18 protein-coding genes and 1 pseudogene are annotated in these 23,352 nt (G+C 68.5%); 17 read left to right on the top strand and 2 right to left on the bottom strand.

The features are described 5' to 3' along the window. Window positions 1-203 precede the first annotated feature (203 nt). The 8 genes from R2B38_RS03285 to R2B38_RS03250 all read left to right on the top strand — a co-directional run bounded on the left by R2B38_RS03285 (window position 204) and on the right by R2B38_RS03250 (window position 9,147). Window positions 204-1,787 carry an MBL fold metallo-hydrolase gene (locus tag R2B38_RS03285; RefSeq protein WP_318014865.1) on the top strand — a complete coding sequence of 528 codons (1,584 nt, stop codon included), beginning with the start codon at window positions 204-206 and terminating at the stop codon, window positions 1,785-1,787. Next, window positions 1,775-3,097: a PLP-dependent aminotransferase family protein gene (locus R2B38_RS03280; RefSeq protein WP_318014864.1), complete on the top strand. Its 1,323-nt coding sequence runs from the start codon at window positions 1,775-1,777 to the stop codon at window positions 3,095-3,097. The genes R2B38_RS03285 and R2B38_RS03280 overlap by 13 nt, the downstream gene beginning before the upstream one ends. A 181-nt stretch (window positions 3,098-3,278) precedes the next feature. Continuing rightward, complete coding sequence (gene dpgA, locus R2B38_RS03275; RefSeq protein ID WP_318021578.1) at window positions 3,279-4,346, top strand: 3,5-dihydroxyphenylacetyl-CoA synthase DpgA; 1,068 nt, start codon at window positions 3,279-3,281, stop codon at window positions 4,344-4,346. Next, window positions 4,343-5,068, top strand: coding sequence for an enoyl-CoA-hydratase DpgB (dpgB, locus tag R2B38_RS03270; RefSeq protein ID WP_318014863.1), 726 nt, complete (start codon window positions 4,343-4,345; stop codon window positions 5,066-5,068). The genes dpgA and dpgB overlap by 4 nt, the downstream gene beginning before the upstream one ends. A gap of 32 nt (window positions 5,069-5,100) precedes the next feature. After that, a complete protein-coding gene (dpgC, locus tag R2B38_RS03265) occupies window positions 5,101-6,411 on the top strand; it encodes a (3,5-dihydroxyphenyl)acetyl-CoA 1,2-dioxygenase DpgC (protein ID WP_411978553.1) in 1,311 nt (436 codons plus the stop codon). Continuing rightward, window positions 6,408-7,214 (top strand): enoyl-CoA-hydratase DpgD, encoded by an 807-nt coding sequence (gene dpgD, locus R2B38_RS03260; RefSeq protein ID WP_318014862.1) that lies wholly within the window; start codon window positions 6,408-6,410, stop codon window positions 7,212-7,214. The genes dpgC and dpgD overlap by 4 nt, the downstream gene beginning before the upstream one ends. A gap of 98 nt (window positions 7,215-7,312) precedes the next feature. Beyond that, complete coding sequence (locus R2B38_RS03255) at window positions 7,313-8,482, top strand: sensor histidine kinase (RefSeq protein ID WP_318014861.1); 1,170 nt, start codon at window positions 7,313-7,315, stop codon at window positions 8,480-8,482. Continuing rightward, entirely contained in the window at window positions 8,479-9,147 is a 669-nt protein-coding gene (locus R2B38_RS03250; RefSeq protein ID WP_318014860.1) for a response regulator transcription factor, read from the top strand. The genes R2B38_RS03255 and R2B38_RS03250 overlap by 4 nt, the downstream gene beginning before the upstream one ends. 127 nt (window positions 9,148-9,274) lie before the next feature. On the opposite strand, the gene R2B38_RS03245 is transcribed toward R2B38_RS03250, so the two are convergent. Together R2B38_RS03245 and R2B38_RS03240 are read right to left on the bottom strand one after the other, a co-directional pair. Next, window positions 9,275-11,833, bottom strand: coding sequence for an ABC transporter permease (locus tag R2B38_RS03245; RefSeq protein ID WP_318014859.1), 2,559 nt, complete (start codon window positions 11,831-11,833; stop codon window positions 9,275-9,277). Between the two features lie 16 nt (window positions 11,834-11,849). Continuing rightward, window positions 11,850-12,635: an ABC transporter ATP-binding protein gene (locus R2B38_RS03240; RefSeq protein WP_318014858.1), complete on the bottom strand. Its 786-nt coding sequence runs from the start codon at window positions 12,633-12,635 to the stop codon at window positions 11,850-11,852. A 366-nt stretch (window positions 12,636-13,001) separates the two neighbouring features. Here R2B38_RS03240 and R2B38_RS03235 point away from each other — a divergent pair, with 366 nt between their 5' ends. From R2B38_RS03235 to R2B38_RS03195, 9 genes and pseudogenes are all read left to right on the top strand, one after another. Further along, window positions 13,002-13,838 (top strand): alpha/beta hydrolase, encoded by an 837-nt coding sequence (locus R2B38_RS03235; RefSeq protein ID WP_318014857.1) that lies wholly within the window; start codon window positions 13,002-13,004, stop codon window positions 13,836-13,838. Between the two features lie 52 nt (window positions 13,839-13,890). Next, on the top strand, window positions 13,891-15,828 hold the full coding sequence (locus tag R2B38_RS03230) for an ABC transporter ATP-binding protein (RefSeq protein WP_318021576.1): 1,938 nt from the start codon (window positions 13,891-13,893) through the stop codon (window positions 15,826-15,828). 304 nt (window positions 15,829-16,132) lie between these two features. Further along, window positions 16,133-17,059 carry a VOC family protein gene (locus R2B38_RS03225; protein ID WP_318014856.1) on the top strand — a complete coding sequence of 309 codons (927 nt, stop codon included), beginning with the start codon at window positions 16,133-16,135 and terminating at the stop codon, window positions 17,057-17,059. Window positions 17,060-17,116: 57 nt separating this feature from the next. Further along, on the top strand, window positions 17,117-18,199 hold the full coding sequence (locus R2B38_RS03220) for a prephenate dehydrogenase (protein WP_318014855.1): 1,083 nt from the start codon (window positions 17,117-17,119) through the stop codon (window positions 18,197-18,199). A 248-nt stretch (window positions 18,200-18,447) separates the two neighbouring features. After that, window positions 18,448-19,233: an FkbM family methyltransferase gene (locus tag R2B38_RS03215; protein ID WP_318014854.1), complete on the top strand. Its 786-nt coding sequence runs from the start codon at window positions 18,448-18,450 to the stop codon at window positions 19,231-19,233. 756 nt (window positions 19,234-19,989) lie between these two features. Continuing rightward, entirely contained in the window at window positions 19,990-20,694 is a 705-nt protein-coding gene (locus R2B38_RS03210; RefSeq protein ID WP_318014853.1) for a helix-turn-helix domain-containing protein, read from the top strand. Window positions 20,695-20,796: 102 nt separating this feature from the next. Further along, window positions 20,797-21,228 carry a cold-shock protein gene (locus tag R2B38_RS03205; protein ID WP_411978422.1) on the top strand — a complete coding sequence of 144 codons (432 nt, stop codon included), beginning with the start codon at window positions 20,797-20,799 and terminating at the stop codon, window positions 21,226-21,228. Window positions 21,229-21,246: 18 nt separating this feature from the next. Next, window positions 21,247-21,945: pseudogene (locus R2B38_RS03200) on the top strand (transposase). A gap of 479 nt (window positions 21,946-22,424) precedes the next feature. After that, the gene (locus R2B38_RS03195) at window positions 22,425-23,336 is read left to right on the top strand and encodes a transcriptional regulator (protein WP_318014851.1); all 912 of its coding nucleotides are present in this window, start codon (window positions 22,425-22,427) and stop codon (window positions 23,334-23,336) included. The last annotated feature ends 16 nt before the right edge of the window (window positions 23,337-23,352 follow it).

The raw sequence follows: 23,352 nt of genomic DNA, 5'->3' as shown, positions 1-23,352 counted from the left end.
GAATTGCTTCCGCGTGTCCAGTGCTGTTCAACTGCGGCGCGGAATCAGTTGAACGCCGCCGTACGGCAGTTGTTGAGCATTGATCGGCGGCGCACGCCACGCCATAGTGGTGAAGGTGAGCTTTCCGTGTGCACAAGGTGCTTCTCGCTGCGCCGATGCCCGGCTCCGCATGCCGATCCGGAACTCTGAAAGATGGGATGTAAATGGCTGACCAGCCGCTGTTCCTGCGCTCAAAAGTTATCGTCGAGCCGCTGATCGACAGATTCTTCGCCTGGCCGTACACAATGGCGCCGGTGCAGTCGGCGATGAATCTCGCGTTCCTTCAGGTACCGCTTCTGGAGTCCTATCTGCAGTCGCCGCAGGTGCACGTCGCGGCCAGCAACAACCCCGAGCTGCGCGGTGGTTACTTCATCAACATCCCGGAGGAGCGCGCCGACGAGGTGCGCGACCTGCTCGCCGCGATCAAGCGCGACCGCGCGCACATCCTGCGGTTCGCGGAAGCCGTGGCCGCGGGACAGGAACTGCTGCGGGCCAACGCCACCGGATTCGACCTGACCCCGCTGTACCCGAAGCTGCCCCCGGAGCTCGGCGGCCTGGTCGAGCTGGCCTACGACACCGACAACCAGGCGCAGATGCGGTTCATGGAGCCGCTCGTCTACCAGAGCGACGTCTACCAGGAGTCGCGCCAGTCGGTGCAGCTGTCCTTCGAGACCGGCATCGAGCGCCCCTTCGTCCTGAGCACCCCGCGGCTGACCTCGCCGGACGTCATCGAGCTCGACATCCCCTTCCGCCACGCCGGCCTTGAGGAACTGTTCAAGACCAGGGTGCGGTCCAGCACGCTCGGCCATCTGCGCGAGGCGCTCGGCCTCGACGACGCACAGGCGAGCCGCCTCTCGGGCATGCTCAGCGAGCAGCCTTCCCTGGCCGAGGACCGGCACATCGAGGGCGGGGGCCGTATCCGCTACTTCGGGCACGCCTGTCTGGTGCTTCAGACCCCGCAGGCCGCAGTCGTCACCGACCCGTTCATCAGTGCCGACAGCTCCGCCGGGGGCCGCTACACCCTCGACGACCTGCCGGACTTCATCGACCTCGTGGTCATCACCCACGGCCACCAGGACCACATCGTCCTGGAGACGCTGCTTCAGCTGCGCGGCCGGGTCGGCGCGATCGTGGTGCCGCGCTCCTCGCGCGGAAACCTGGCCGACCCGTCGATGGCGCTCATGCTCAAGAACCAGGGCTTCCCGGTGATCGAGGTCGACGACTTCGACGAGGTCGAGTTCCCCGGCGGCAAGGTCACGGCCACACCGTTCCTCGGCGAGCACTGCGACCTCGACATCCGCGCCAAGTCGACGTACTGGGTCGAACTGGCCGGCAAGAAGGTCTTCGTCGGTGCCGACTCCTCCGGCATCGACCCGATGCTGTACCGCTACATCAAGCGGCATCTGGGCACCGCCGACTACGCCTTCCTCGGCATGGAGTGCGACGGCGCCCCGCTGACCTGGCTCTACCAGGCCCTGCTCACCATCCCGATCACCAAGAAGATGAGCAACTCCCGCAAGCTGTCCGGCTCGAACGCCGAGCAGGCCGGCGCCATCATGACCGAGCTGGAGGCCAAGGAGGCGTACGTGTACGCCATGGGCGAGGAGCCCTGGCTGGGGCACGTCATGGCGACGACCTACACCGAGGACACGTACCAGATCAAGCAGATCGACGAGTTCCTGACCTGGTGCAAGGACCGCGACATCAAGGCGGGCCATCTGTACGGCCAGCAGGAATGGCGCTGGTAGACATGGCCGCCGTGACCCTGCGCAAAGAGGAACTGCACGCCAGCGTCGGCGACCCGGTGCTCGACACGATGAACTTCCTCAACGAGATCACGCACCGCTACCCCAAGGCGATCTCGTTCGCACCGGGCCGCCCGTACGACGGCTTCTTCGACGTCGAGGAGATCTTCACCCACATCCGTCGCTACCTGGACCACCTGGAGCAGGGCGGGGCCACACCCGGCGAGATCCGGAACGCGCTGTTCCAGTACGGCCCGACCAGCGGCCAGATCCGGGCGCTGATCGCGGACTCGCTGCGCAAGGACGAGAACATCGATGTGCGGCCCGAGTCCATCGTGGTCACAGTGGGCTGCCAAGAGGCGATGTTCCTCGCGCTGCGCGCGCTCATCGCCGGGCCGGACGACGCGCTCCTCGTCTCCAGCCCCTGCTACGTGGGGATCACCGGAGCCGCCCGCCTGCTCGGCGTCGAACCGACCGCGGTCGAGGAGGGCAGGGACGGCTTCCGCTCTGCCGACCTCGAAACCGCGCTCGCCGCCGAGCGGGCGCGCGGTCGCCGGCCGCGTGCTTTCTATGTGGTCCCGGACCACTCGAACCCCTCAGGGACCACCATGTCCCTGGCGGAGCGCCACGCGCTGCTCGAACTCGCGGCCCGCGAGGACTTCCTCGTCCTGGAGGACAGCCCCTACCGGCTGGTCAGCCCCGGACGGCAGCTGCCGACCCTCAAGTCCCTCGACCGGGAACAGCGGGTCGTCCATCTGGGCTCCTACTCCAAGACCCTGTTTCCCGGTGCCCGGGTGGGCTTCGCCGTCGCCGACCAGCGAGTCGTGGACAAGGACGGCAACCCCGGGCTCCTCGCGGACGAACTCACCAAGATCAAGAGCATGGTCACGGTGAACACCTCGCCGCTCAGCCAGGCCGTGGTGGCGGGCATGCTGCTCGCCGTCGACGGCCGGACCTCCGAGCTCAACACCGAGACGTCCGCGTACTACGGCGATGCGATGCGAGCCATCCTGGCGCGGCTCGACGAGTGCTTCCCGCAGCAGGACAGGGACGCCCTCGGCATCCGCTGGAACAGGCCGGACGGAGGCTTCTTCCTGACGGTCGACGTCCCCTTCCGCACGGACGGCGCCGCGCTGGTGCGCTCGGCGGAGGAGCACGGTGTGATCTGGACGCCCATGTCCTATTTCTATCCCCAGGGCGGCGGCGAACACAGCCTGCGACTGTCCGTCAGCTACCTGACGCAGGCCGACATCTCCGAGGGCGTGGCCCGCCTCGCCCAGTTCATCAAGTCCGAATCGACGAACGCCGGTTGACCTCCTTGTGCCGGCACGCACAGAAAGGGACTCCAGTGTCAGCAGTAGTACGTCTCATCCGTAGCAGGCCGCGTATGTGGGGGTGGAAATACCGATGACCGTCGACTTGAGCGCTCCCGGAGCCGACTTCGATCTGCTGCCGATCGCCGAACAGAAGAAGGGCCTGGGCGCCACCCGGATCATGAGTGTCGGCACCGCCGTCACCGATCGGTCGTACTCCCAGCAAGAGCTCCTCGACATCTTCGACATCACGGACCCCAAGGTTCGTTCGGTCTTCCTCAACAGCGCGATAGAGCGGCGCTTCCTCACCGTTCCGCCCAGGGACGCCGACGGCGCCGTGCTCCCCGAGGCCCAGGGCGAACTCCTCGCCAAGCACAAACGGCTCGCCCTGGACATGGGTGCCCGCGCCGTCCGGACCTGCCTGGAGAACGCGGGCATCGACCTCGCGGACATCGACTACCTGTGCTGCACCACCACCACCGGATTCCTCACCCCCGGCGTCAGCGCCCACCTGATCCGCGACATGGGCATCCTGCCCAGGACCAGCCGCGTGGACGTGGTGGGCATGGGCTGCAACGCGGGGCTCAACGCCCTCAACGCCACCTCCAGTTGGGCTGTCGCCAACCCCGGGAAGGTCGCCGTCATGCTGTGCGTGGAGGCCTGCTCGGCCGCGTACGTCATCGACGGGACGATGCGCACCGCTGTCGTGAACAGCCTGTTCGGCGACGGCGCGGCCGCGATCGCCCTGACCGCGGATCCGCCGGACGCCGCCTACGGCGCCCCGTCCGACGTCCCGCCCGAGCCGGGCGGCCCGCGCATCCTCGGCTTCGCCAGCCACCTCATCACCGATGCCATCGGCGCGATGCGCTACGACTGGGACGACGAGCAGGGCAAGTTCAGCTTCTACCTCGACCCGGAGATCCCCTACGTCGTCGGCGCCAGCGCGGAGCAGGTCGTGGACCGGCTGCTAGCGGGCGCCGGACTGCGGCGCAGCGACATAGCCCACTGGCTCGTGCACTCCGGCGGCAAGAAGGTGATCGACGCGGTGCGGGTCAACCTCCGTCTCACCCGCCACGACGTGCGGCACACCACCGGAGTCCTGCGGGACTACGGCAACCTGTCGAGCGGCTCGTTCCTCTTCTCCTACGAGCGTCTGCTCCAGGAGAGGGTCGCCAAGGCCGGCGACTACGGCGTCCTGATGACCATGGGCCCCGGCTCGACCATCGAAACCGCGCTGGTGCAGTGGTGACTACGGAGCAGGTGAAGGGCGTCATGAAGACCACACCGACAGCGGAAGCGCAGCCGGGGCACGAGGAACTCACGCTGCGGATCGACGGGCGGCAACCCCTGTCGGCCGAGGTCGTGTCGGCGGTCGGGGCGATCTGCGACAGCGCCGAGGACCGTGCGGGGCAGGCCAGAATCATCGTTCAGGTGTCAGGAGTCCCGCGGACATCGTGGGCGAACGAACTGACGGTGTCCCTGGTGAGCAAGTGGGAACGCGCACTGCGCCGCCTGGAACGTCTGCCCGCGACCACGATCGCGGTCGCCGACGGCGACTGCGGCGGACTGGCCCTGGACGTACTGCTCGCCACCGACTACCGCATCGCGACCGGCTCCGTACGCCTGGTCGTTCCCGTCGAGAGCGGGGCGACCTGGCCCGGCATGGCCCTGTACCGACTGGCCGGCTACGGAGCGAACGCCGCCGCCATACGCCGCGCGGTGCTCTACGGCACCCCCGTCGAAGCGGCCGACGCCCTGGCCCTGCAACTGGTCGACGAGCTGACGGACGACGTGCCGGGGGCGCTGTCCCTCGCCGCCGAGCGGGCCGGTGCCATATCGGGCACCGAGCTGGCCATCCGGCGGCAGCTGATGTCCGACGCCTCCGTCACCAGCTTCGAGGACGCGCTCGGCGTGCACCTGGCAGCCTGCGACCGTGCTCTGCGGCGCGCCGCGACGGAGGTGGACGCGTGACCCTCGGTGAGGTGCGCGACGACCTGCGCGAGGTGCGCTCCGAGCTGTCCCGGGCTCGGCAGGTCATCGCGCGGGCCGCGGCGCGCACCGAGACCCGGCTGGCGGACCTGCCCGGGCCGGAGGACCGCTCACCGCAACAGCGCGCCATCGCGGAGGCGGCGGGCGACGCCGTGCGGGCCCTGCGCGCCGTGTTCATGGACAGGCACGGCGACGCGGTCTACGACGAGCTGACCGACGGCCGGACCCGCCATCTGCGGGTGGGAGAACTGGCGGCCGCGGCCGCGGCGGCCTTCCCCGGTCTCGTCCCCACCACTGAGCGGCTCGCCGTCGAACTCGGCCGTCCGCAGGCGCACAAAGAGGGCCACGAGATAGACCAGGGCATCTTCTTCAGCCGGGTGCTCCGTTCGCCGCAGGCCGGCCCGCACCTGCTCGACGCGATGCTGCTCCCGACCTCGCGCGCACTCACCCTCCTGCCGCAGTTCATCGAGACGGGAAGTGTCGACCTGGGCTCGGTACGTCTGGAGCGCACGGGCGCCGTGGCACGCCTCACCATGTGCCGCGACGACGCCCTGAACGCGGAGGACAACGCGCAGGTCGACGACATGGAGACCGCCGTCGACCTCGCCCTGCTCGACCCGGCCGTCGAGGTCGGTCTGTTGCGCGGCGGCGAGATGACCCACCCCCGCTATCGGGGGCGGCGTGTGTTCAGCGCCGGCATCAACCTCAAGTCCCTGCACAGCGGCGACATTTCGCTGGTCGACTTCCTGCTCCGCCGTGAACTGGGCTACATCCACAAGCTCGTACGGGGAATCCTGAGCGACGAGGAGACGAACTGGCGGGCACGGACCGTCGAGAAGCCCTGGGTCGCCGTCGTCGACTCCTTCGCGATCGGCGGCGGAGCCCAGCTGCTGCTCGCCTTCGACCATGTCATCGCCGCCTCGGACGCCTACATCAGCCTGCCTGCCGCGCAGGAGGGAATCATCCCGGGCGCCGCCAACTACCGGCTGACCCGGTCCGCGGGGCCGCGGCTCGCCCGGCAGGTCATCCTGGAAGGGCGGCGGATATGGGCGAGTGAGCCCGCCGCCCGGCTGGTGGTGGACGAGGTGCACGACCACGCCGAGCTGGACCTCGCCGTGGAGCGCAGTGTCGAACGCCTGCGGGGCAGTGCGGTGCTCGCCAACCGGCGGATGCTGAATCTCGCGGAGGAGCCGCCGGACGAATTCCGCCGCTACATGGCCGAGTTCGCGCTCCAGCAGGCCCTGCGGCTCTACAGCTCCGACGTGATCGACAAGGTCGGCCGCTTCTCCGCCGCCGCCGGGACCAAGGACGGACGACCGGGGTGATCGGCGGCGGGGACTCCGGCATCCGGTACGAGAAGAAGGACCACGTCGCCCGCGTCACGCTCGACCGGCCCTCGGTGCTCAACGCGATGAACCTGCGCATGCACGAGGAGCTCGCACGGGTCTGGGACGACGTCGAGGCCGACGACGACATCCGGGTCGCGGTCCTCACCGGTGCGGGCGACCGCTCCTTCACGGTCGGGCAGGACCTGCGCGAACGGGCCCGGCTCGACCGTGAGGGGGCGGCGCCGACCACGTTCGGCAGCCGAGGCCAGCCGGGCTGGCCCCGGCTGACCGACCGGTTCGATCTGTCCAAACCCGTCATCGCCCGCGTCAACGGATACGCACTGGGCGGCGGCTTCGAACTCGCCCTGGCCTGCGACCTCATCGTCGCCGGCGACCAAGCGGTCTTCGCCCTGCCGGAAGCCACCCTCGGCCTGGTGCCCGGCGCGGGCGGAGCCTTCCGGCTGGCGCGGCAACTGCCTCTCAAAACCGCTATGGGATACCTGCTGACCGGACGCAGGATGAGCGCCGCCGAAGCACTCCGGTTCGGACTCGTCAACGAGGTCGTGCCGGCGGAGCGGCTCGACGAGGGCGTCGCGGCCTGGACCGACGCCTTGCTGCGCAGCGCCCCGTTGGCCGTGCGGGCCATCAAGGAGGCCGTACTGCGGTCGGTGGACATGCCGCTCGAAGAGGCCTTCACCGCGTCGTACGCCTGGGAGGAGAAGCGGCGGCGCAGCGATGACGCCGTCGAAGGCCCCCGGGCCTTCGCACAGCGGCGCGCACCCGTGTGGCGCGGCGCCTGACACAGCCCGTCGGCGTACACCCGCAAGCTGATGTCCGGCCTGCGGGTGTCCGTCCGTGGGCTGATGACCTCTGCCGGTCGCCACCCTAGGATCGGGCCGTGGAAGAACGTATGCCGCGCCCCCCACTCCTGGGCCGGATGACACCGCGCGCCTGGACGATGGTGATGTGGTGCCTGGCCGTAGCGATGGCCGTCCTGTTATTCACCATGATCGCGCCCACGACGTCACCGGTCTTCATCCGGCCACGACAGCGCTACCACCTGGAGATCTGGGTCAGGATCGGCATGGCCGTCTTCATGGCGCTGCCCATCGGTCTGGCCCGCCGCCGGCCGGTGCCGGTCCTCGGCCTGGTCCTGGCCGAGTCGACCATGATCGCGATGCTCAGGCAGCCGACGTGGCCGATGCTGTGCGTGACGATGGTGCTGATCGGCTACATCGCGGTCGTCCGCCCCCGCCGTGTCGTGGCAGGCGCCGCCCTCCTCACGCTGCTCGTCTGGTCCGCGCAATGGGGGGCGCTGTCGACCGGCAGTTGGCTGTATCTGCTCACCGTCAAGCCCAGCTATGCCGGCCTGCTCATCGTCATCGCGTGGTCGGTCGGCAACTCGATCCACCAGCGACGCCGGTATGCCGAGGCGCTGCGCGCACAGGCGGCCAACAAGGCGGTCGTGGACGAACGGCTGCGGATCGCCCGGGAGTTGCACGACACGGTCGCCCACAGCATCGGCATCATCGCGATCCAGGCCGGCGCGGTGAACCGTGTCATCGACGCCCAGACGCCGGAAGTACGCGATGCGCTGAACGCCATTGAGAACACCAGCAGGGAAACCCTCGCCGGGCTCCGGCACGCCCTCGGCATGCTCCGCGAAACCGACCCGGACTCCACGGAATCCGTTCGTTCACCGGGTCTGGAAAACGTCGACCAGCTCGCGAAGACCGCGGCCGACGCCGGCATCCGTGTTCAGGTGAACTGGCAGGGGCGGCGGCGTCAGCTTCCCGCCGATATCGATCTCTCCGCCTTTCGGATCATTCAGGAGTCCGTGACCAACGTGGTGCGACATTCGGGCAGCGACGACTGCCAGGTAAATGTGGAATTCCGGGACGCCGAACTGGCCATCGAGGTCGTGGACGACGGCCATGAACACCGCACGGCGGGAGCCGGCTACGGCATCGCCGGAATGCGCGAACGCGTCGGCCTGCTGCACGGCCACTTCCAGGCAGGTCCCCGGCCCGAAGGCGGGTTCCGGGTGGAAGCGAGGCTGCCGGTATGACGATTCGTCTCGTGCTCGCCGACGACCAGCCGCTGGTCCTCTCCGGCCTCCGCATGGTGATCGGCACCGCGCCCGACCTGGAGATCGTGGGAGAGGCGGGCAACGGAGCCCAGGCGGTCCAGCTGTCCAGGGACCTGCGGCCGGACGTCGTCGTGATGGACATCCGGATGCCGGGCATGGACGGCATCGAGGCCACCCGTGCCATCACCGAGGAGTCGGGCGACGTACGCGTGATCATGCTGACGACGTTCGACGACGACCAGAACGTGTACGGCTCACTGCGCGCCGGTGCCAGCGGGTTCCTGGTGAAGGACACGGCCCTCGACGACCTGCTCATCGCGATCCGTGTGGTCGCCGAGGGCAACGCCCTGATCGCCCCGCACGTCACCCGCCGCCTCATCGAGGAGTTCGCGGGCCGCCCCGAGCCCACCAGGAGCCCTGTGCACCGCGAGCAGCTGCTCGCCGGCACCACCGAGAGGGAACGGGAAGTCCTCACCCTGATCGGGCGGGGCCTGTCCAACAGCGAGATCTCCACCACGCTGTTCATCGGCATGGCCACGGCCAAGACCCATGTGGCGCGGCTGATGAGCAAACTGGGCGCCCGCGACCGGATCCAGCTGGTCATCATCGCCTACGAGGCCGGTCTGGTCTCGGTCTCCCGGTGACTTCCGTACACGGTTCAGCAGAGGTCAACCCCCGTGCACCGCGCGGGGGTTGACAAAAGGACGACCGGGGCGGGCGCCCCGACGGGGGATTGGAGGGGTGCCCGCCCCGGTCGTCGGCTCGTGGTCGTCAGTCCGAGGCGATGGCCCCCAGGACGTTCATCCGGCCGGCGCGGAACGCGGGTACGAGGGCGGCCAGCAGACCGACCACCGCGGAGAGCGCCAGGACCGCCGCGATGGTGAGGACCGGCACGGACAGAAGCTGCAGTCCCTGGCCTTTCATCAGCCGCTGTGTGCTGATGCCCCAGCTGAGACCGAGCCCGGTGCCGAGCAGCGCGCCGAACAGCGCGATCACCACCGACTCCAGACGGATCATCCGGCGCAGCTGACGGCGGGAGAGACCGATCGCCCGCAGCAGACCGATCTCACGGGTCCGCTCGACCACCGACAGGGCCAGCGTGTTGATGACCCCGAGCACCGCCACGATGATCGACAGCCCGAGCAGTGCGTAGACCAGGTACAGCAGGGTGTTGACCTGGTGCAGGTAGAGCGCCTTGAAGCCCGCCTGGTCCTGCACGGTCAGTTGCGGATAGGCGTGGAGCGCCTTCTGCAGCGCGTCGTACGTCTTGTCCTTGTCGGCTCCGGAGGCCGCCGCGCCGTAGAAGCCGGTATCGGCCGGCATCTCTGCGGCGGGGATGGCACGGGCGACGGTCGCGATCCCGATGTAGAACTGTTTGTCGAAGAGGGTGCTGCCCGAGGTGGTGATCACTTCGACCGGCACGGACTGCTTGTGCCCGTTGCCGTAGTCGATCTCGATCTTGTCGCCGATCCGCAGGTGGTGGAGGTCCGCGTAGTCCTCGTCCACCGAGATGCCGCGCGAGATGGCGTTGTCGCCGTTGCCGTCCTTGACGGGGAAGTGGAAGTCCTTCGTGAAGGACTTCGAGACGGCCACCACGGTGTAGTCGTTGCTGTCCCCGTCCGGGGCGGTGAGCGTCGCGGGGAGGTGCTTCTCCTCGGTGATGTGGGCGATCCCCTCGGCGGTCTCGGCAGCCTTCAGCATGGCCGGCGTCAGGCCCGTCTGGTCGCCTTGGACGAGGTAGTCCGCGCCGAGCGCGTCGTCGATCTGCGCGTTGGTCGAGCGGACCATCGAGGAGGAGATCACCGAGACGCCGGTGACCACGGCGAGACCGATCATCAGGGCCGCCGCGGTCGCACCGGTTCGGCGCGGATTGCGCATCGCGTTGCGCTGGGCGAGCTTGCCGGACGGACCGAACATGGCCGGAAGGGCCGTACCCAGCCCTCGGATGACACCTGTGGCGAGCACCGGGCCGAGCACCACGAAGCCGATCAGGGTGAGCACCACGCCCGCGCCCACGGCCGGCGAGGAACCCGTACCGCTCGCACCGTACGCGAGGAGAACACCACCGAGCAGCGACAGGAGCAGGCCGGACCCGGCCCGGATCCTCGTGGTGGCCCTGTCGCCCGGAGTGCCGTGGTCGCGGAGCGCGGCCATCGGGGAGAACCGGCCGGCCCGGCGGGCCGGGATCCAGGCGGCGAGGACGGTGACCACGATCCCCACCGCGTACGAGGCGATCGGGACACTCGCGTCGAACTCCAGGGAGGAGGAGATCTTCATTCCCGCCCGGCTCATCAGCGCGATCAGCAGTTGTGCGACGCCCAGACCGGCCAGCATGCCGAGGGTGGAGCCGATCGCCGCCAGCAGCAGCGCCTCGACGAGGACCGACAGGTTGACCTGACGGCGGCTGCCGCCGAGTGCGCGCAGCAGACCGATCTCCCGGGTGCGCTGGGCCACGAGCATGGAGAAGGTGTTGACGATCAGGAAGCCGCCGACGAGCAGCGAGATGCCGGCGAAGCCGAGCATCAGGTACTTCATGAAGGTGAGGTAGCTGCCGACGTCCTTCTCGCCGTCAGCCGTCTGCTCGTCGGCCGTCTTGACGTCGAAACCCTTGCCCAGGGCGGCCGTGGCCTCACTCTTGATCCGGCTGTCCGACACAGTGCCGTCGCCGAAGGCCGAGATCGACGTGTAGACGTCGGAGGCGCCGAGAAGATCCTTCTGCGCGGTCGGGACGTCGAGGTAGGCCAGTCCGGAACCGGGGTTGGTGCCCTTGAAGGTGGCGATGCCGGAGATGGTGTAGTCGAAGGTGCCGAAGGGATTGATCACCTCGACCCGGTCACCGATGCCGAGGTCGGAGTGGTCGGCGGTGTCCGCGTCGATCATCATCTGACCGGAGCCGGACGGGGCCTTGCCCGAGGTGATTTCCATGGGGGAGCGAGGTACGGGGACCCAGGCGCCGATCGTGGTCGAGGAGCCGCCGACCGGTCCGGCCGCCTTGTCGGTCTTGGGGTTGATCAGGGTCGCGTTGGTGACGGAGATCTGGCCGGCGGCGCTCTTCACGCCGGACAGGCCGGTGACTTTCCGCACCGAAGTGGCGGGAAGGGTCAGGGGTTTGGCGCCCTGTTGCGTCCCGGCGACCTCCTTGGCCGGTGTTCTGGTGATCAGGACGTCGGGGGCCGTGGAGGAGAAGAGCCGGTCGAAGGTCTTGGAAGCGGTCGTGGAGAAGACCAGGGTCCCCGCGACGAAGGCGACGGAGAGGACGACCGCGACGAGGGACAGCACCAGGCGGCCCTTGTGTGCGAGGAAGCTCCGCAGAGAGGTCTTGAGCAACATGGGTTCGAGCCGCCGTTCAGCTGGTGCGCTTGCCGTCGAAACGGCCCATGCGATCCAGGACGGATTCGGCGGTCGGCGCCGCCATCTCGTCCACGATCCGGCCGTCGGCGAGGAAGAGCACCCGGTCCGCGTAGCTCGCCGCCACGGGGTCGTGGGTGACCATGACGATGGTCTGCTGCAACTCGTCGACCGAGCGGCGCAGGAACGTCAGGAGCTCGGCACCGGAGCGCGAGTCGAGGTTCCCGGTCGGTTCGTCCCCGAAGATGATCTCGGGACGTGAGGCGAGCGCGCGGGCCACCGCGACACGCTGCTGCTGACCGCCGGAGAGCTGCGCCGGCCGGTGGCTGAGCCGGTCGGCCAGGCCGACGGTCTCCACGATCTGGTCGAGCCAGGACCGGTCCGGCTTGCGGCCGGCGATGTCCATCGGCAGCGTGATGTTCTCCAGCGCGTTCAGCGTCGGGAGCAGATTGAAGGCCTGGAAGACGAAGCCGATCTTGTCCCGGCGCAGCCTGGTCAGCTCCCGGTCCTTGAGGCCGGTGATCTCCGTGGCGCCGATCCAGATGCGGCCCTCGCTCACCGTGTCGAGGCCCGCGAGACAGTGCATGAGCGTCGACTTGCCCGAGCCGGACGGTCCCATGATGGCGGTGAAACGGCCGAGCGCGATGTCCACATCGACCGCGTCGAGCGCGACGACGCGGGTTTCCCCCGCACCGTACGCCTTGGTGACCTGCCGCGCGGAGGCGGCGGCCTGTGGTCCGCCGGGGCCATGGGGTGCCTCTACGGCCGTGGATACCGTCGTCACTGGATCGCTCCTAGGTGGGTGGTTCTTGGCTCGACCCAACCGCGGGGGCTGAGTTGACCACTTCAACGTAGGACGCGGCCCCTGGGAGAATCGTCATCCCGCGGACGGACAGGGATGCTCATCCCACGGACGGAACGGCGCCGCCGGATCCGTGTCCAACTGCGCTCCTGCCGCAGTTGAACTCCCGAGGAGCGATGAAGTGACCGCCTCCGACCACTATTGATCGCCGTCGCCGTACGGTGCCATCGTGTTCCGCGACGGAGCGGAGAGCACGCGGATCGCTCGGCGACTTCGGTGCGGAGTCCGCCTGTCGCTCGCCGCCGAACCTGGCCGTCCACCCCGGGAAACTGCGCCCTACAACGAGGAGTGCGTCTTGCCCACTACGAGAACGGGCTGGTCATGCCGTTCGTGAACGCCAACGGCATCCGGCTCTCCTACCAGCGGTCGGGAAGCGGCGTACCGGTCCTGTTCATCATGGGCTCGTCGGCGTCCGGCCGGGTCTGGACCACGCATCAGACACCGGCCCTGAACCGGGCCGGATACGAGACCGTCACCTTCGACAACCGGGGCATCGCGCCGACGGACGCGCCTGCGGGGGACTATTCGCTCGCCGAACTCGTCGCGGACACCAGAGGCCTCATCGAGCGACTGGAGCTGGGTCCCTGCCACGTCGTGGGGACCTCGCTCGGCTCGATGATCGCTCAGGAACTTGCCCTGGGCACACCGGAGTTGGTTCGCTCGGCGGTCCTGATCGCGAGCAGGGGGCGGTCGGACGCATTCCGCCGGGCCCAGATCGCCTCAGAAAAAGCGCTGTCGGAAAGTGGCCTTCGGCTGCCGGCCAAGTACGAGGCCGTGAAGACGGTCCAGGAGATGCTCTCTCCGGTGACGCTGAACGACGAGGCCGCCGTCACCACATGGCTGGAGCTCTTCGAACTGACCGGTGTCGGCAACGGCGGTACGGGACAGGCTTCGGCCGTCGAACGCCTCGGGGACCGGCGCGCGGCGCTGCGCGAGATCACGGTGCCGTGCCGCGCGATCGCCTTCACCGACGATCTCATCTGTCCCCCGCATCTGGTCGCGGAGGTGGCCGACGCCATCCCCGACTGCGACCTCGTGGAAATCGCCGACTGCGGTCACCTCGGCTATCTGGAACGCCCTGACGAGGTCAACTCGGCCCTCATCGAGTTCCTCAACAAGTACTGAGCAGCGCGTTTCGACGTGTGCCAACGAGAGAGCGAGGCAGGTTTCCGTGTCCATGATGGGTGGCGGGGGTCCCGCGCTGGGCCCGGCAGGGCTGCGGCTGGACGACGAATCGATCACGCGGGAGCGGGTCAAGCCCGGGACGGTGCGGCGGATCCTGCCGTACGCGAAGCAGTTCCGCTGGCCGCTGGTCCTGCTGATGTCGACCACGGTCGTCAACGCGGGCATCGCGGTCGCCACCCCGCTGATGCTCAAGATGATCATTGACGACGGCATCCAGCCCAAGGACCGCTCGTACGTGGTGTGGATGTGCGTGGCCATCGCGGGCCTCGCCCTCTTCGACGCGCTGGCCGTCTACGTCCAGAGCTGGTGTTCGGGCAGGGTCGGCGAGGGCATCGTGTACGAACTGCGCACACAGGTGTTCGCGCACGTGCAGGAGCAGCCGCTGGCGTTCTTCACCCGCGCACAGACCGGCGCCCTGGTCAGCAGGCTCAACGCCGATGTCATCGGCGCCCGGCAAGCCGTCACGACCCTTCTCTCCCAGTCGATCTCCACGCTCCTGACGCTGGTCCTCGTGCTGGCCGCGATGTTCTATCTGTCGTGGCAGATCACTCTCGCCGCACTGGTGATGATCCCGTTCTTCCTGATTCCCGTACGGCTGATCGCGCGCCGGCTCCAGCGGCTCACTCGGCAGACGATGCAACTGGACGCCGAGATGAGCTCGATGATGAACGAGCGGTTCAACGTCTCGGGGGCGATGCTGGCCAAGCTGTACGGCCGTACGGCGGACGAGTCCGATCTGTTCGCGAACAAGGCGGCCCGGGTGCGAAACGTCGCCGCCGCCTCGGTCGTCTGGGGACGGGTGCTGTTCATCATCGTCTCGCTGCTCACCGCCATGACCACCGCCCTGGTCTACGGCCTGGGGGGCATCCTGACCATCTCCGGCACGCTCGAGATCGGCACCCTGGTGGCCATGGTGACGCTGTTGATGCGGCTCTACGGGCCGATCAACCAGCTGACGACGATGCAGTCGACCGCGATGATCGCGCTCGTCAGCTTCGACCGGGTCTTCGAGGTGCTCGACCTGAAGCCGATCGTCGCTCAGCGACCCGACGCCAGGCCGCTGACCGCCGGGAAGCACGCGCCCGACATCGAGTTCGACCACGTCTCCTTCCGGTATCCGACCGCCAAGGAGGTGTCCCTCGCCTCGCTGGAGTCGATCGCGCTGCGCAGGGCGGAACGGACCGACAACGCCTTGACGTTGGAGGGACTGACCTTCCGCGCACCGGCGGGAAAGCTCACCGCTCTGGTCGGCCCCTCCGGTGCGGGCAAGACCACCATCACCCATCTCGTACCGCGTCTGTACGACCCGATCGCGGGAACCGTGCGCATCGGCGACCACGACGTCCGCGACCTGACCCTCCAGTCGCTGCGGGACACCGTCGGCGTCGTCACCCAGGACGCACACCTCTTCCATGACACGCTGCGCGCCAACCTCGCGTACGCCCGCCCGGAAGCGGCGGAGGAGGAGCTGGTCGAGGCGTGCAGGGCAGCGCTGATCTGGGACACCATCAGCGGGCTCCCCGACGGTCTCGACACCGTGGTCGGCGATCGCGGCTATCGCCTCTCCGGCGGTGAGAAGCAGCGGATCGCGCTGGCCAGGCTGCTGTTGAAGGCGCCGCCGATCGTCGTCCTCGACGAGGCGACCGCACACCTGGACTCCGAGTCGGAGGCGGCGATCCAGCGCGCTCTCAAGACCGCGCTGGCCGGCCGTACGTCGCTGGTGATCGCGCACCGTCTCTCCACCGTCCGCGACGCCGACCAGATCCTGGTCGTCGCAGATGGCCGGATCGGCGAGAGCGGTACGCACGAGGAGCTGTTGGCGGCAGGCGGTCTCTACGCGGACCTCTACCGCACCCAGTTCGCCGAGCAGATCCGCCCTGAGCCCCAACTGGTGGGCCCGGAAACGGGTCCCGGGCCCGACGCCGGCTGACCGGGCGGGTGTTCAAGTGCCGCGCGGAGGCAGTTGAACACCCGGATTCACGCGCCTGTTCACGCATGTACGTACTCACGCACACACGCACTCACGCACCCGAGAAAGGACAACGTGGTGACGAATCCGTTCGACGACGGAGCAGAAGCAGGCCCTACCTCAGATACGGCCGAAGGCTGACCGGGGCCGTGCCGACGGGCGGCCTTCGGCCGTCAACCGCCGTTCCGCCGTGAGGCGTTGACCGAGAGGACCGGCCCGGACGGCACAGCTCCACATTTTCCGCACTCTTCGCAGGGGGACACCCATGACCGTGCGCGACATCGCGTACGTAGAGCTGTACGCCAAGGACAAGCAGTCAGCCGTCGACTACTTCGTCTCGGCACTGGGCTTCGCCTGCGTGGCGGACTCGGTCGGGCCCGACCGGAGTTCCGTGCTGCTGCGGCAGGGCGCGGTGCACCTGATCGTCACGTCCGGCCCCGCCACCTGGAAGTTCCTGGACAACCACGGCGACGGCATCGCCGACATCGCGATGACCTGTGAGGATGTCGCCGCGGCCTGGGAGAGGGCCGGCCGGGCGGGCGCGCGACTCGTCGGCTCGACACGGGGCAACCCCATCCTCTCGGGCTGCGGAGACGTCACCCACACACTGCTGCCCGCCGCCACCGACCCGGCGACCGGGCTGCCGCCGGGCCACCGATGGGTCACCATGGCGCAGCGCCCCGGCCGGCCGGCCGAGCGCGTCCGGGCCCTCGACCACATCGCGTTCCGCCTCGACGGGCGCGACCTGGAAGGCCAGGCCGCTTTCTACCGGGCCGCCTTCGGGTTCGCGCAGGATCCACCGGCGTACGGGACGAGTCCGATCGTCGTCCGCAGTGCTGCCGGAGGTGTCACGCTCACCCTGGCCGGCTCCGATCCGGCGGAGAGCACCGGCGGACCGGATACGTTCCTCGCCAGGAACGGTGGTCCGGGCGTCCAGCGCGTCGCCTTCCTCGTCGAGGAGATCGTCCCCGCCGCACGCGAATTCCGCTGCAGGGGAGTGGAGTTCACCGGCAGCGCGGGCGTGTGCCACGACACCCGGGCCGACAGCCTGCGGCTGTTCAGCCGTTCCCCCTACCGGCGCGACACCCTGCTCTTCGAGATCGTCCAGCGACGGGGCTCCGGCGGGTTCGACAGCGCCGACATCCGGGCTCTGTACGAAGTGATGGACCACGACCGGCTGGCCGCCGGATGAATCCCGCCCGCGTGCCCGGACCGTGGCCGCCGACCCGTCGGAGAAAGAAGTAGCCTCATGCGCTCTGCAGTTGTGGTCGGCACCGGACTCATCGGCACCTCCGTGGCGCTCGCGCTGAACGCGCAGGGCGTCAGGGTGCACCTGCGGGACGTGGACCCCGCGGCGGCACGGATCGCGGCCTCGCGCGGAGCGGGGGTGACGGAACCGCAGGACGGACCGGTGGACCTCGCGGTGATGGCCGTGCCCCCCGCACTGGTCGGCAGCGTGCTGGCCGACGTGCAGGCGCACAACCTGGCAGAGCACTACACGGATGTCGCGAGCGTCAAAGCGGGACCGCAGGAGGACGTCCTCAGCTTTGCCTGCCGCACCAGCCGCTACATCGGCGGTCACCCCATGGCCGGAGGGGAGCGCAGTGGTCCGTTCGCAGCCCGGGCGGACCTGTTCGAGGGGCGTACGTGGGTTCTCACCCCGACAGCCGACACCAGCACGGAGACGCTCAACACGGCACTCGAACTGGTCGCGCTGTGCGGCGCGACGCCGGTCGTGATGGGTGCGGTCGAGCACGACCGGGCGGTCGGCCTCGTCTCCCACACCCCTCACCTGGTGGCCAGCCTGGTCGCTCTGCGCCTGGAGCAGGCGGAGGAGCGCGCGGTGAGCCTCGCGGGCCAGGGCATCCGGGACCTCACCCGGGTCGCCGGTGGAGACCCGGACCTGTGGGTCGACATCCTGTCCGCCAACGCGTCTGTCGTGGCGGACATCCTCGAAGAGCTGGCCCTGGACCTCGACGACGCCGTCGCCGGCCTGCGTGCCCTGGCGGCGACCGACGAGGCCAAGCGCGGTGAGGGCAGGCGGACGGTGCGTCAGCTGCTGAGCCGCGGCAGGGCCGGCCGGGGCCGTATCGCCGGGAAGCGCGGTACCCCTACGGTCCGGTACCGGACCGTAGGGGTACTCATAGGCGACCAGCCGGGCCAGCTGGCCCGCCTGTTCACGGACGCCGACCGCTCCGGCGTCAACATCGAGGACGTCCGCCTTGAGCACTCCGCCGGCCAGCTGGCCGGCCTGGTCCATCTGAGCGTGGACCAGCGCTCCACGACGGTGCTCGAAGAAGCACTTCGCGCCAACGGCTGGCGTGTTCAGTAGGGCTGTCGTCCCGTGGGAGTAAACCTCTGGGCTGACGCCACGGTTGTCCGCAGTCCGCGGGCTTAGACGGAGTAGGCGCCTCGGCGGATGTCCCTGGTCGTGGGCGGCCTCTAGCCTGGATCCGTCACCAGGTCGCCCGTGGAGCCCTTCCCGTCGACGCGGCCGTTTGACCGGAAGGACAGATGCTGCGTGGGACGTGACTCTGGCGGAGCGGGCTGCCGCGTCGACCGGCTTGGAGCGGGGTGTCGATGACGGACCAGCGCTCGCACCCGGGTCCGGAGCTGCCTCCCGCCCGGGAAGGCCGGCGGCACCGGCCGACCCGCGGCACGTCGGTCGCGCTCGCCCTGCGCTGGGCTGCCGGGCGGTGGCGCTGGGTGGACCCGGAGGTGGCGGGCCTGCACCAGGTGGTGCGCCCGGGCTCCGTGTGTCTGGACATCGGCGCGGAGTGCGGTGTGTACACCTGGGTGCTGGCCTCGCTCGCCGGTCCTACGGGACAGGTCTATACGGCGGAGCCGCCGGACAGGCCGGACCGGTCCCTTTGGAGCGTTGCCATCTCCCTCATGGCCGGCTGCGGCAAGGTCGTCGTGTACTCGCCCCATGTGCCCGGCCCGCTGACCGGCCGCGAAGGCGCCGGACAGCCGCGGCGCCGCATGCGGCAGGTCCGCTGCGCGGAAGACCTGCCGCGCATCGTTCCCGTGATACCCCGGGTGGGGTCCACGGTCGACGCACTGTGCCGGCAAGAAGGGCTGCAGAAGGTCGACTTCATCAAGGCCAATGTCGCTGACGCCAACACCGATGTCCTCATGGGCGCCTTCAGCACGCTGCTGCGCGACCGGCCGGCGCTGTTGCTGGAGATCGAGGACAGGCAACTGGCGACGCGGACGCTGAAGTCCACCGACCTCGTCCGTAGCCTCACCCAGTCGCTTGGATACGCCATGTATTGCTGGTCCGACGGGAACTGGGAACCGGTCACCCGTGTAACTGCGGATGTGCGCAACTATCTGTTTAGCCGTCAACCGTTTACCCGCGGCTGAGGGATACGGGGTCGCACCCGGCTGCTGGGTGAACGCGAACATCATGGACACACAGGGCATGAGTAAAGTCCCGTGGCGCTTTGCAAAGCTGTTTCATGTGGAGTCCTGATGGCTCGACAATGGTCATGTGGCGTAGGAGGATGGCCAGTAACCGATCGAAAACATCGCGGGCGGGGCTACTCCGGGGGGAGGCTGCGGTTCGAGGTCAATAGGTTTCTCGGAGATCACTGGCCGAGATGGAGCCGCAGGAGTGCCTGAACCGGAGGATGCCGGTCCGGTCTACTCAAGACACGTATTCGGAATTGTTAATTCCGTTTCCAGTGCTGTCGGCCACTGCGGCGCGTTGCTGCCACGAGCCCGCCGAACCGATCCATTGAGTCATTCTCGCGAGCATCAGATGTTCTGCTATCCAACGGGGTGAACATGGTGAATGAGCTGTCCAGAGGTCTGCGTCATTCCGCCAGAGTGGAGATTCCTGTCGAACAGGCCGGTGAGACCGGCCCTCAGGAAGTTCTTATAGCTTCCTTACTTCCTGGCAATTCTCCTCGTTCGGACGGTCTGGACGCGGAGCATGTCGCACGCCTTGCCGACATGGATACGCCGTTTCCACCGATTCTCGTGGACCGGCGAACCATGCGTGTGATCGATGGAATGCACCGTCTTATGGCTTCCTTCGTCAGGGGTCATGAGAAAATTGCCGTAAATTTCTTTTACGGTAGCAGCGAGGACGCTTTCCTCTGTGCTGTCCAGGCGAATGTGACGCACGGTCTGCCGCTGTCGCAGGCCGATCGCCGCGCCGCGGCCGCCCGCATCATCTCCTCCCATCCGCAGATGTCGGACCGGGCGATAGCGCGCGCCTCGGGCCTGGGGGCCAAGACGGTGGCGGCGATCCGGCGGCGCTCCTCCGACGTGGTGCTCCTGCACGCCCGCGTCGGCAGGGACGGCAAGGTCCGTCCGCTGAACAGCGAGGCGGGGCGGCGCCGGGCCGCCGAACTGATCGTCGAGCGCCCGGGGGCCTCGCTGCGCGAGGTGGCACGGCTCGCCGGGATCTCCCCCGCCACGGTGAGCGATGTACGCAAGCGGCTGGAGGCCGGCGAGGCGCCGGTGACCGAGCGCGAGAAGCCGGGTGACACCGGGGTCGCATCCGCCCCGCCGCCGGTCGTGAGGCCGAAGGGCGAACGGAGGATGCGCCTGGTACAGGCGGACCCCTCCTCGGTGCTGAAGAAGCTGCTGCGGGACCCGTCGCTACGGCACAAGGAAGAGGGGCGCGTTCTGCTGCGGCTGCTGCAACAGAACGCCGTGGGAATGCAGCAGAGTTCCGAGCTGACCGCGGTGGTCCCGCCGCACTGCGGCGCGCTGGTCGTGACGCTCGCCCGGCAGTACGCCGAGACCTGGCTGGAGTTCGCCCAGAAGATCGACGAGCAACTGCAGTCCACGCGCAGCGCGGCGGTGGGCGAGTGACCGGAGCCACTGTGCCGTCTGTCCCGCGGGGCGCACGTCGGGGCGCGGCTGGGTTATATTTCGGATTTCTTCGAGTGAGGGCCCGAGTCGGTGGGGGTTGATGTGGTTGTTGGGCGCGTGGTGCGGTTCGACAGTGCGCGAGGCTACGGGTTCATCGCCCCCGAACAGGGTGAGGAGGACGTGTTCCTCCATGTGAACGACCTCCTCATTGCTGAATCCGCCGTTCGGCCCGGGCTGGCCGTCGAGTTCGAGGTCGAGGAGGGTGACCGCGGGCCGAAGGCCTCGTCGATACGGCTTGCCGAAGGTGCTCAGCTGCTGACCTCGCCGCCTGGGCGCCCAGGCGGCGAGGCCATTGCGGTCAGAGCAGTGAGCGGGGACGAGCCGATGTGTGACGTGCTGCGCGCGGACGAGTTCACCACGGAGGTCACAGAGGTTCTGCTCCATGCGACACCGTCCCTGACGGGAGCTCAGATCATGCAGATTCGCCGGGAGCTGACGCAGTACGCGCGGAAGCACGGCTGGGTGGAGGGCTGAACCACCTGGCCGGACGTCTTGTGGGGGTCGGCAAGGCCGTTGCCGCCGCCGGCCTGAGCGCGTCCGCAGGACGGCGGGGTGGCGAACACCGTTGACGAGGCGGTGTTCGCCACGATCATCCACGTCGTGGTCGGCGGCTGTGTGTGGCGGGCGCTGCCACCGTGCTTCGGAGCATCGAAGCCGACCGTGCACCGCCACTTCGCCGGCTGGTCCCGCGCCGGGGTCCGGGGACGGCCGCACCGGAAGGTTCTCCAACTCCTGGACGGACAAGACCTGGTCGGCCTGTCCCGTGCGGTACTCGACTCGCCTTACATCCGCGCTGAAAAGGTGGCGAACTCGCAGGTCCGAGCCCGGTGGACCGAGGTGGGCCTGGTTCCAGGACGCATGTCCTGTCGGATGCGAACGGACTGCCCCTGCGCATCGGGCTGTCCGCGGCCAACACTCACGAAAGTCTCGCTCCGCAGCCGATGCTGTCCCGGTTTCCACCTGGGCCTGCGACGATGACTGTGGGGCAAACGCATCGGAGTCCGGATTGCCGGCAATGGGACCGAGTCCAGTGAACGGCTCGGCCGCCGCGGGTGGGTGATGGAGCGGACCGTGTCCTGGCTGACCGGCTGCCGCGGACTCGGCCTCCGCTACGAGTGTCATCCCCGCAACCACCTCGCCTTTCTCGGACTTGCCACAGCCCTCTGCTGCTGCAAACGGCTCGTCAACTGACCATGTGGGGCGCGGACTTGGCGCCGGCCCGTGCTGCGGAGCGCCGGAGTGGTGGGCCCCCGCCGCCCCATGTGCCTGGACGGGGCGCTTTTTCCAAGATCACCCAAATGTCGTTGCTGTGAATTGCCGCTCCTGGCGTCGAATTGAGGCCGAAGATCTCGACAGCATGCTGGTGGGCGGTAACAATGAAGTGGGGGGTGATCAGATCTGAACCCTTGTGTCGGATGCAATTCTGTGCCGACGTGCACCGCATTTATTTGGCATCAGTGGTTCGCGTATTTCCGTCACCAGGGGGTGAATTGGTGATTTCCGGTTCATAGGGGGTTGTGTTGCGAGAGGACGCTCACTCCGGACATCATTCATCGGCTGTCGGTCACCCCGATGGCGACGATCCCTCGGGGCCCGGCGGCAGGCAGCACGCGACCGTACCCATTGCATTGCTCATGCTCGGCGACTCACCGCGCTCCCAGGGGCAGGACGTGGAACATGTCGCTCGCCTTGCGGAAATCGAGCAACCGCTACCGCCCATTCTCGTGAACCGTCGCACGATGCAGGTGATCGACGGGATGCACCGGATTCTGGCTGCCTTGTCCACCGGCCGGGAAACCATTGAGGTTCATTTCTTCGACGGCACCGTCGAGGAAGCGTTCCTCCGCTCCGTCGCGGAGAACATGGCTCACGGGCTTCCGCTGTCGAGGGCTGACCGGCGGGCCGCGGCGGAGCGGGTCATCATCTCGCACCCGCACATGTCCGACCGGGCGATCGCGCTGACCGCGGGGCTGGGGGCCAAGTCCGTCGCGGCCATCCGCCGTCGTTTGAGTGAGGCACTGCCGCAGTTGAACGTGCGGGTCGGCAGGGACGGCCGGGCGCGGCCCGTGGGCAGCGCGGGCGGCCGGCTGCGGGCGGCCCGGGTCCTCGCCGAACATCCGGAGGCCTCGCTGCGTCAGGTGGCCCGGATCGCCGGGATCTCCCCTGCGACCGTCAGTGATGTCCGCCGGCGGCTCGCGTCCGGCCATCCCCCGGAGGGGCACCTGCCCCCCGTGGCCGATGCCGACGGTGCCGAGGACGTACGGACCGAATCGGTTCGGTCCGTCCCGGAGCACGCCAGGCCGCTGCCGCTCCCGGATCCGGACGAGCTGCTGGTGAAGCTGCTGCGAGATCCCTCTCTGCGTCAGCGGGAAGAGGGTCGGCACCTGTTGCGTCTGCTGCAGCAGAACGCGGTGCTCGAGCGGCAGTGGAGCGCGCTGAGCGATGCGGTGCCGTCGCACTGCGGGTCCCTCGTCGTGGAACTGGCACGGCAGTGCGCTGACAAATGGCTGGAGTTCTCCCTGGAATTGGATGAGCGAGTACAGGAGATTACCCGTGCTCAATCTGCGGCCGGCTGCCGGTAGATCATCATTGTCCGTG

It is taken from the genome of Streptomyces sp. N50 (assembly GCF_033335955.1).
Taxonomy (GTDB): Bacteria; Actinomycetota; Actinomycetes; order Streptomycetales; family Streptomycetaceae; genus Streptomyces.
Note: the sequence above shows the minus strand (reverse complement) of the source record. Positions and strands in the feature narration are given on the sequence as shown.

Coding starts and splice junctions, on each gene's coding strand:
- R2B38_RS03285 (WP_318014865.1), top strand. CDS start 204: ATGGCTGACCAGCCGCTGTTCCTGCGCTCAAAAGTTATCGTCGAGCCG.
- R2B38_RS03280 (WP_318014864.1), top strand. CDS start 1,775: ATGGCGCTGGTAGACATGGCCGCCGTGACCCTGCGCAAAGAGGAACTG.
- dpgA (WP_318021578.1), top strand. CDS start 3,279: ATGAGTGTCGGCACCGCCGTCACCGATCGGTCGTACTCCCAGCAAGAG.
- R2B38_RS03250 (WP_318014860.1), top strand. CDS start 8,479: ATGACGATTCGTCTCGTGCTCGCCGACGACCAGCCGCTGGTCCTCTCC.
- R2B38_RS03245 (WP_318014859.1), bottom strand. CDS start 11,833: ATGTTGCTCAAGACCTCTCTGCGGAGCTTCCTCGCACACAAGGGCCGC.
- R2B38_RS03230 (WP_318021576.1), top strand. CDS start 13,891: ATGATGGGTGGCGGGGGTCCCGCGCTGGGCCCGGCAGGGCTGCGGCTG.
- R2B38_RS03225 (WP_318014856.1), top strand. CDS start 16,133: ATGACCGTGCGCGACATCGCGTACGTAGAGCTGTACGCCAAGGACAAG.
- R2B38_RS03220 (WP_318014855.1), top strand. CDS start 17,117: ATGCGCTCTGCAGTTGTGGTCGGCACCGGACTCATCGGCACCTCCGTG.
- R2B38_RS03215 (WP_318014854.1), top strand. CDS start 18,448: ATGACGGACCAGCGCTCGCACCCGGGTCCGGAGCTGCCTCCCGCCCGG.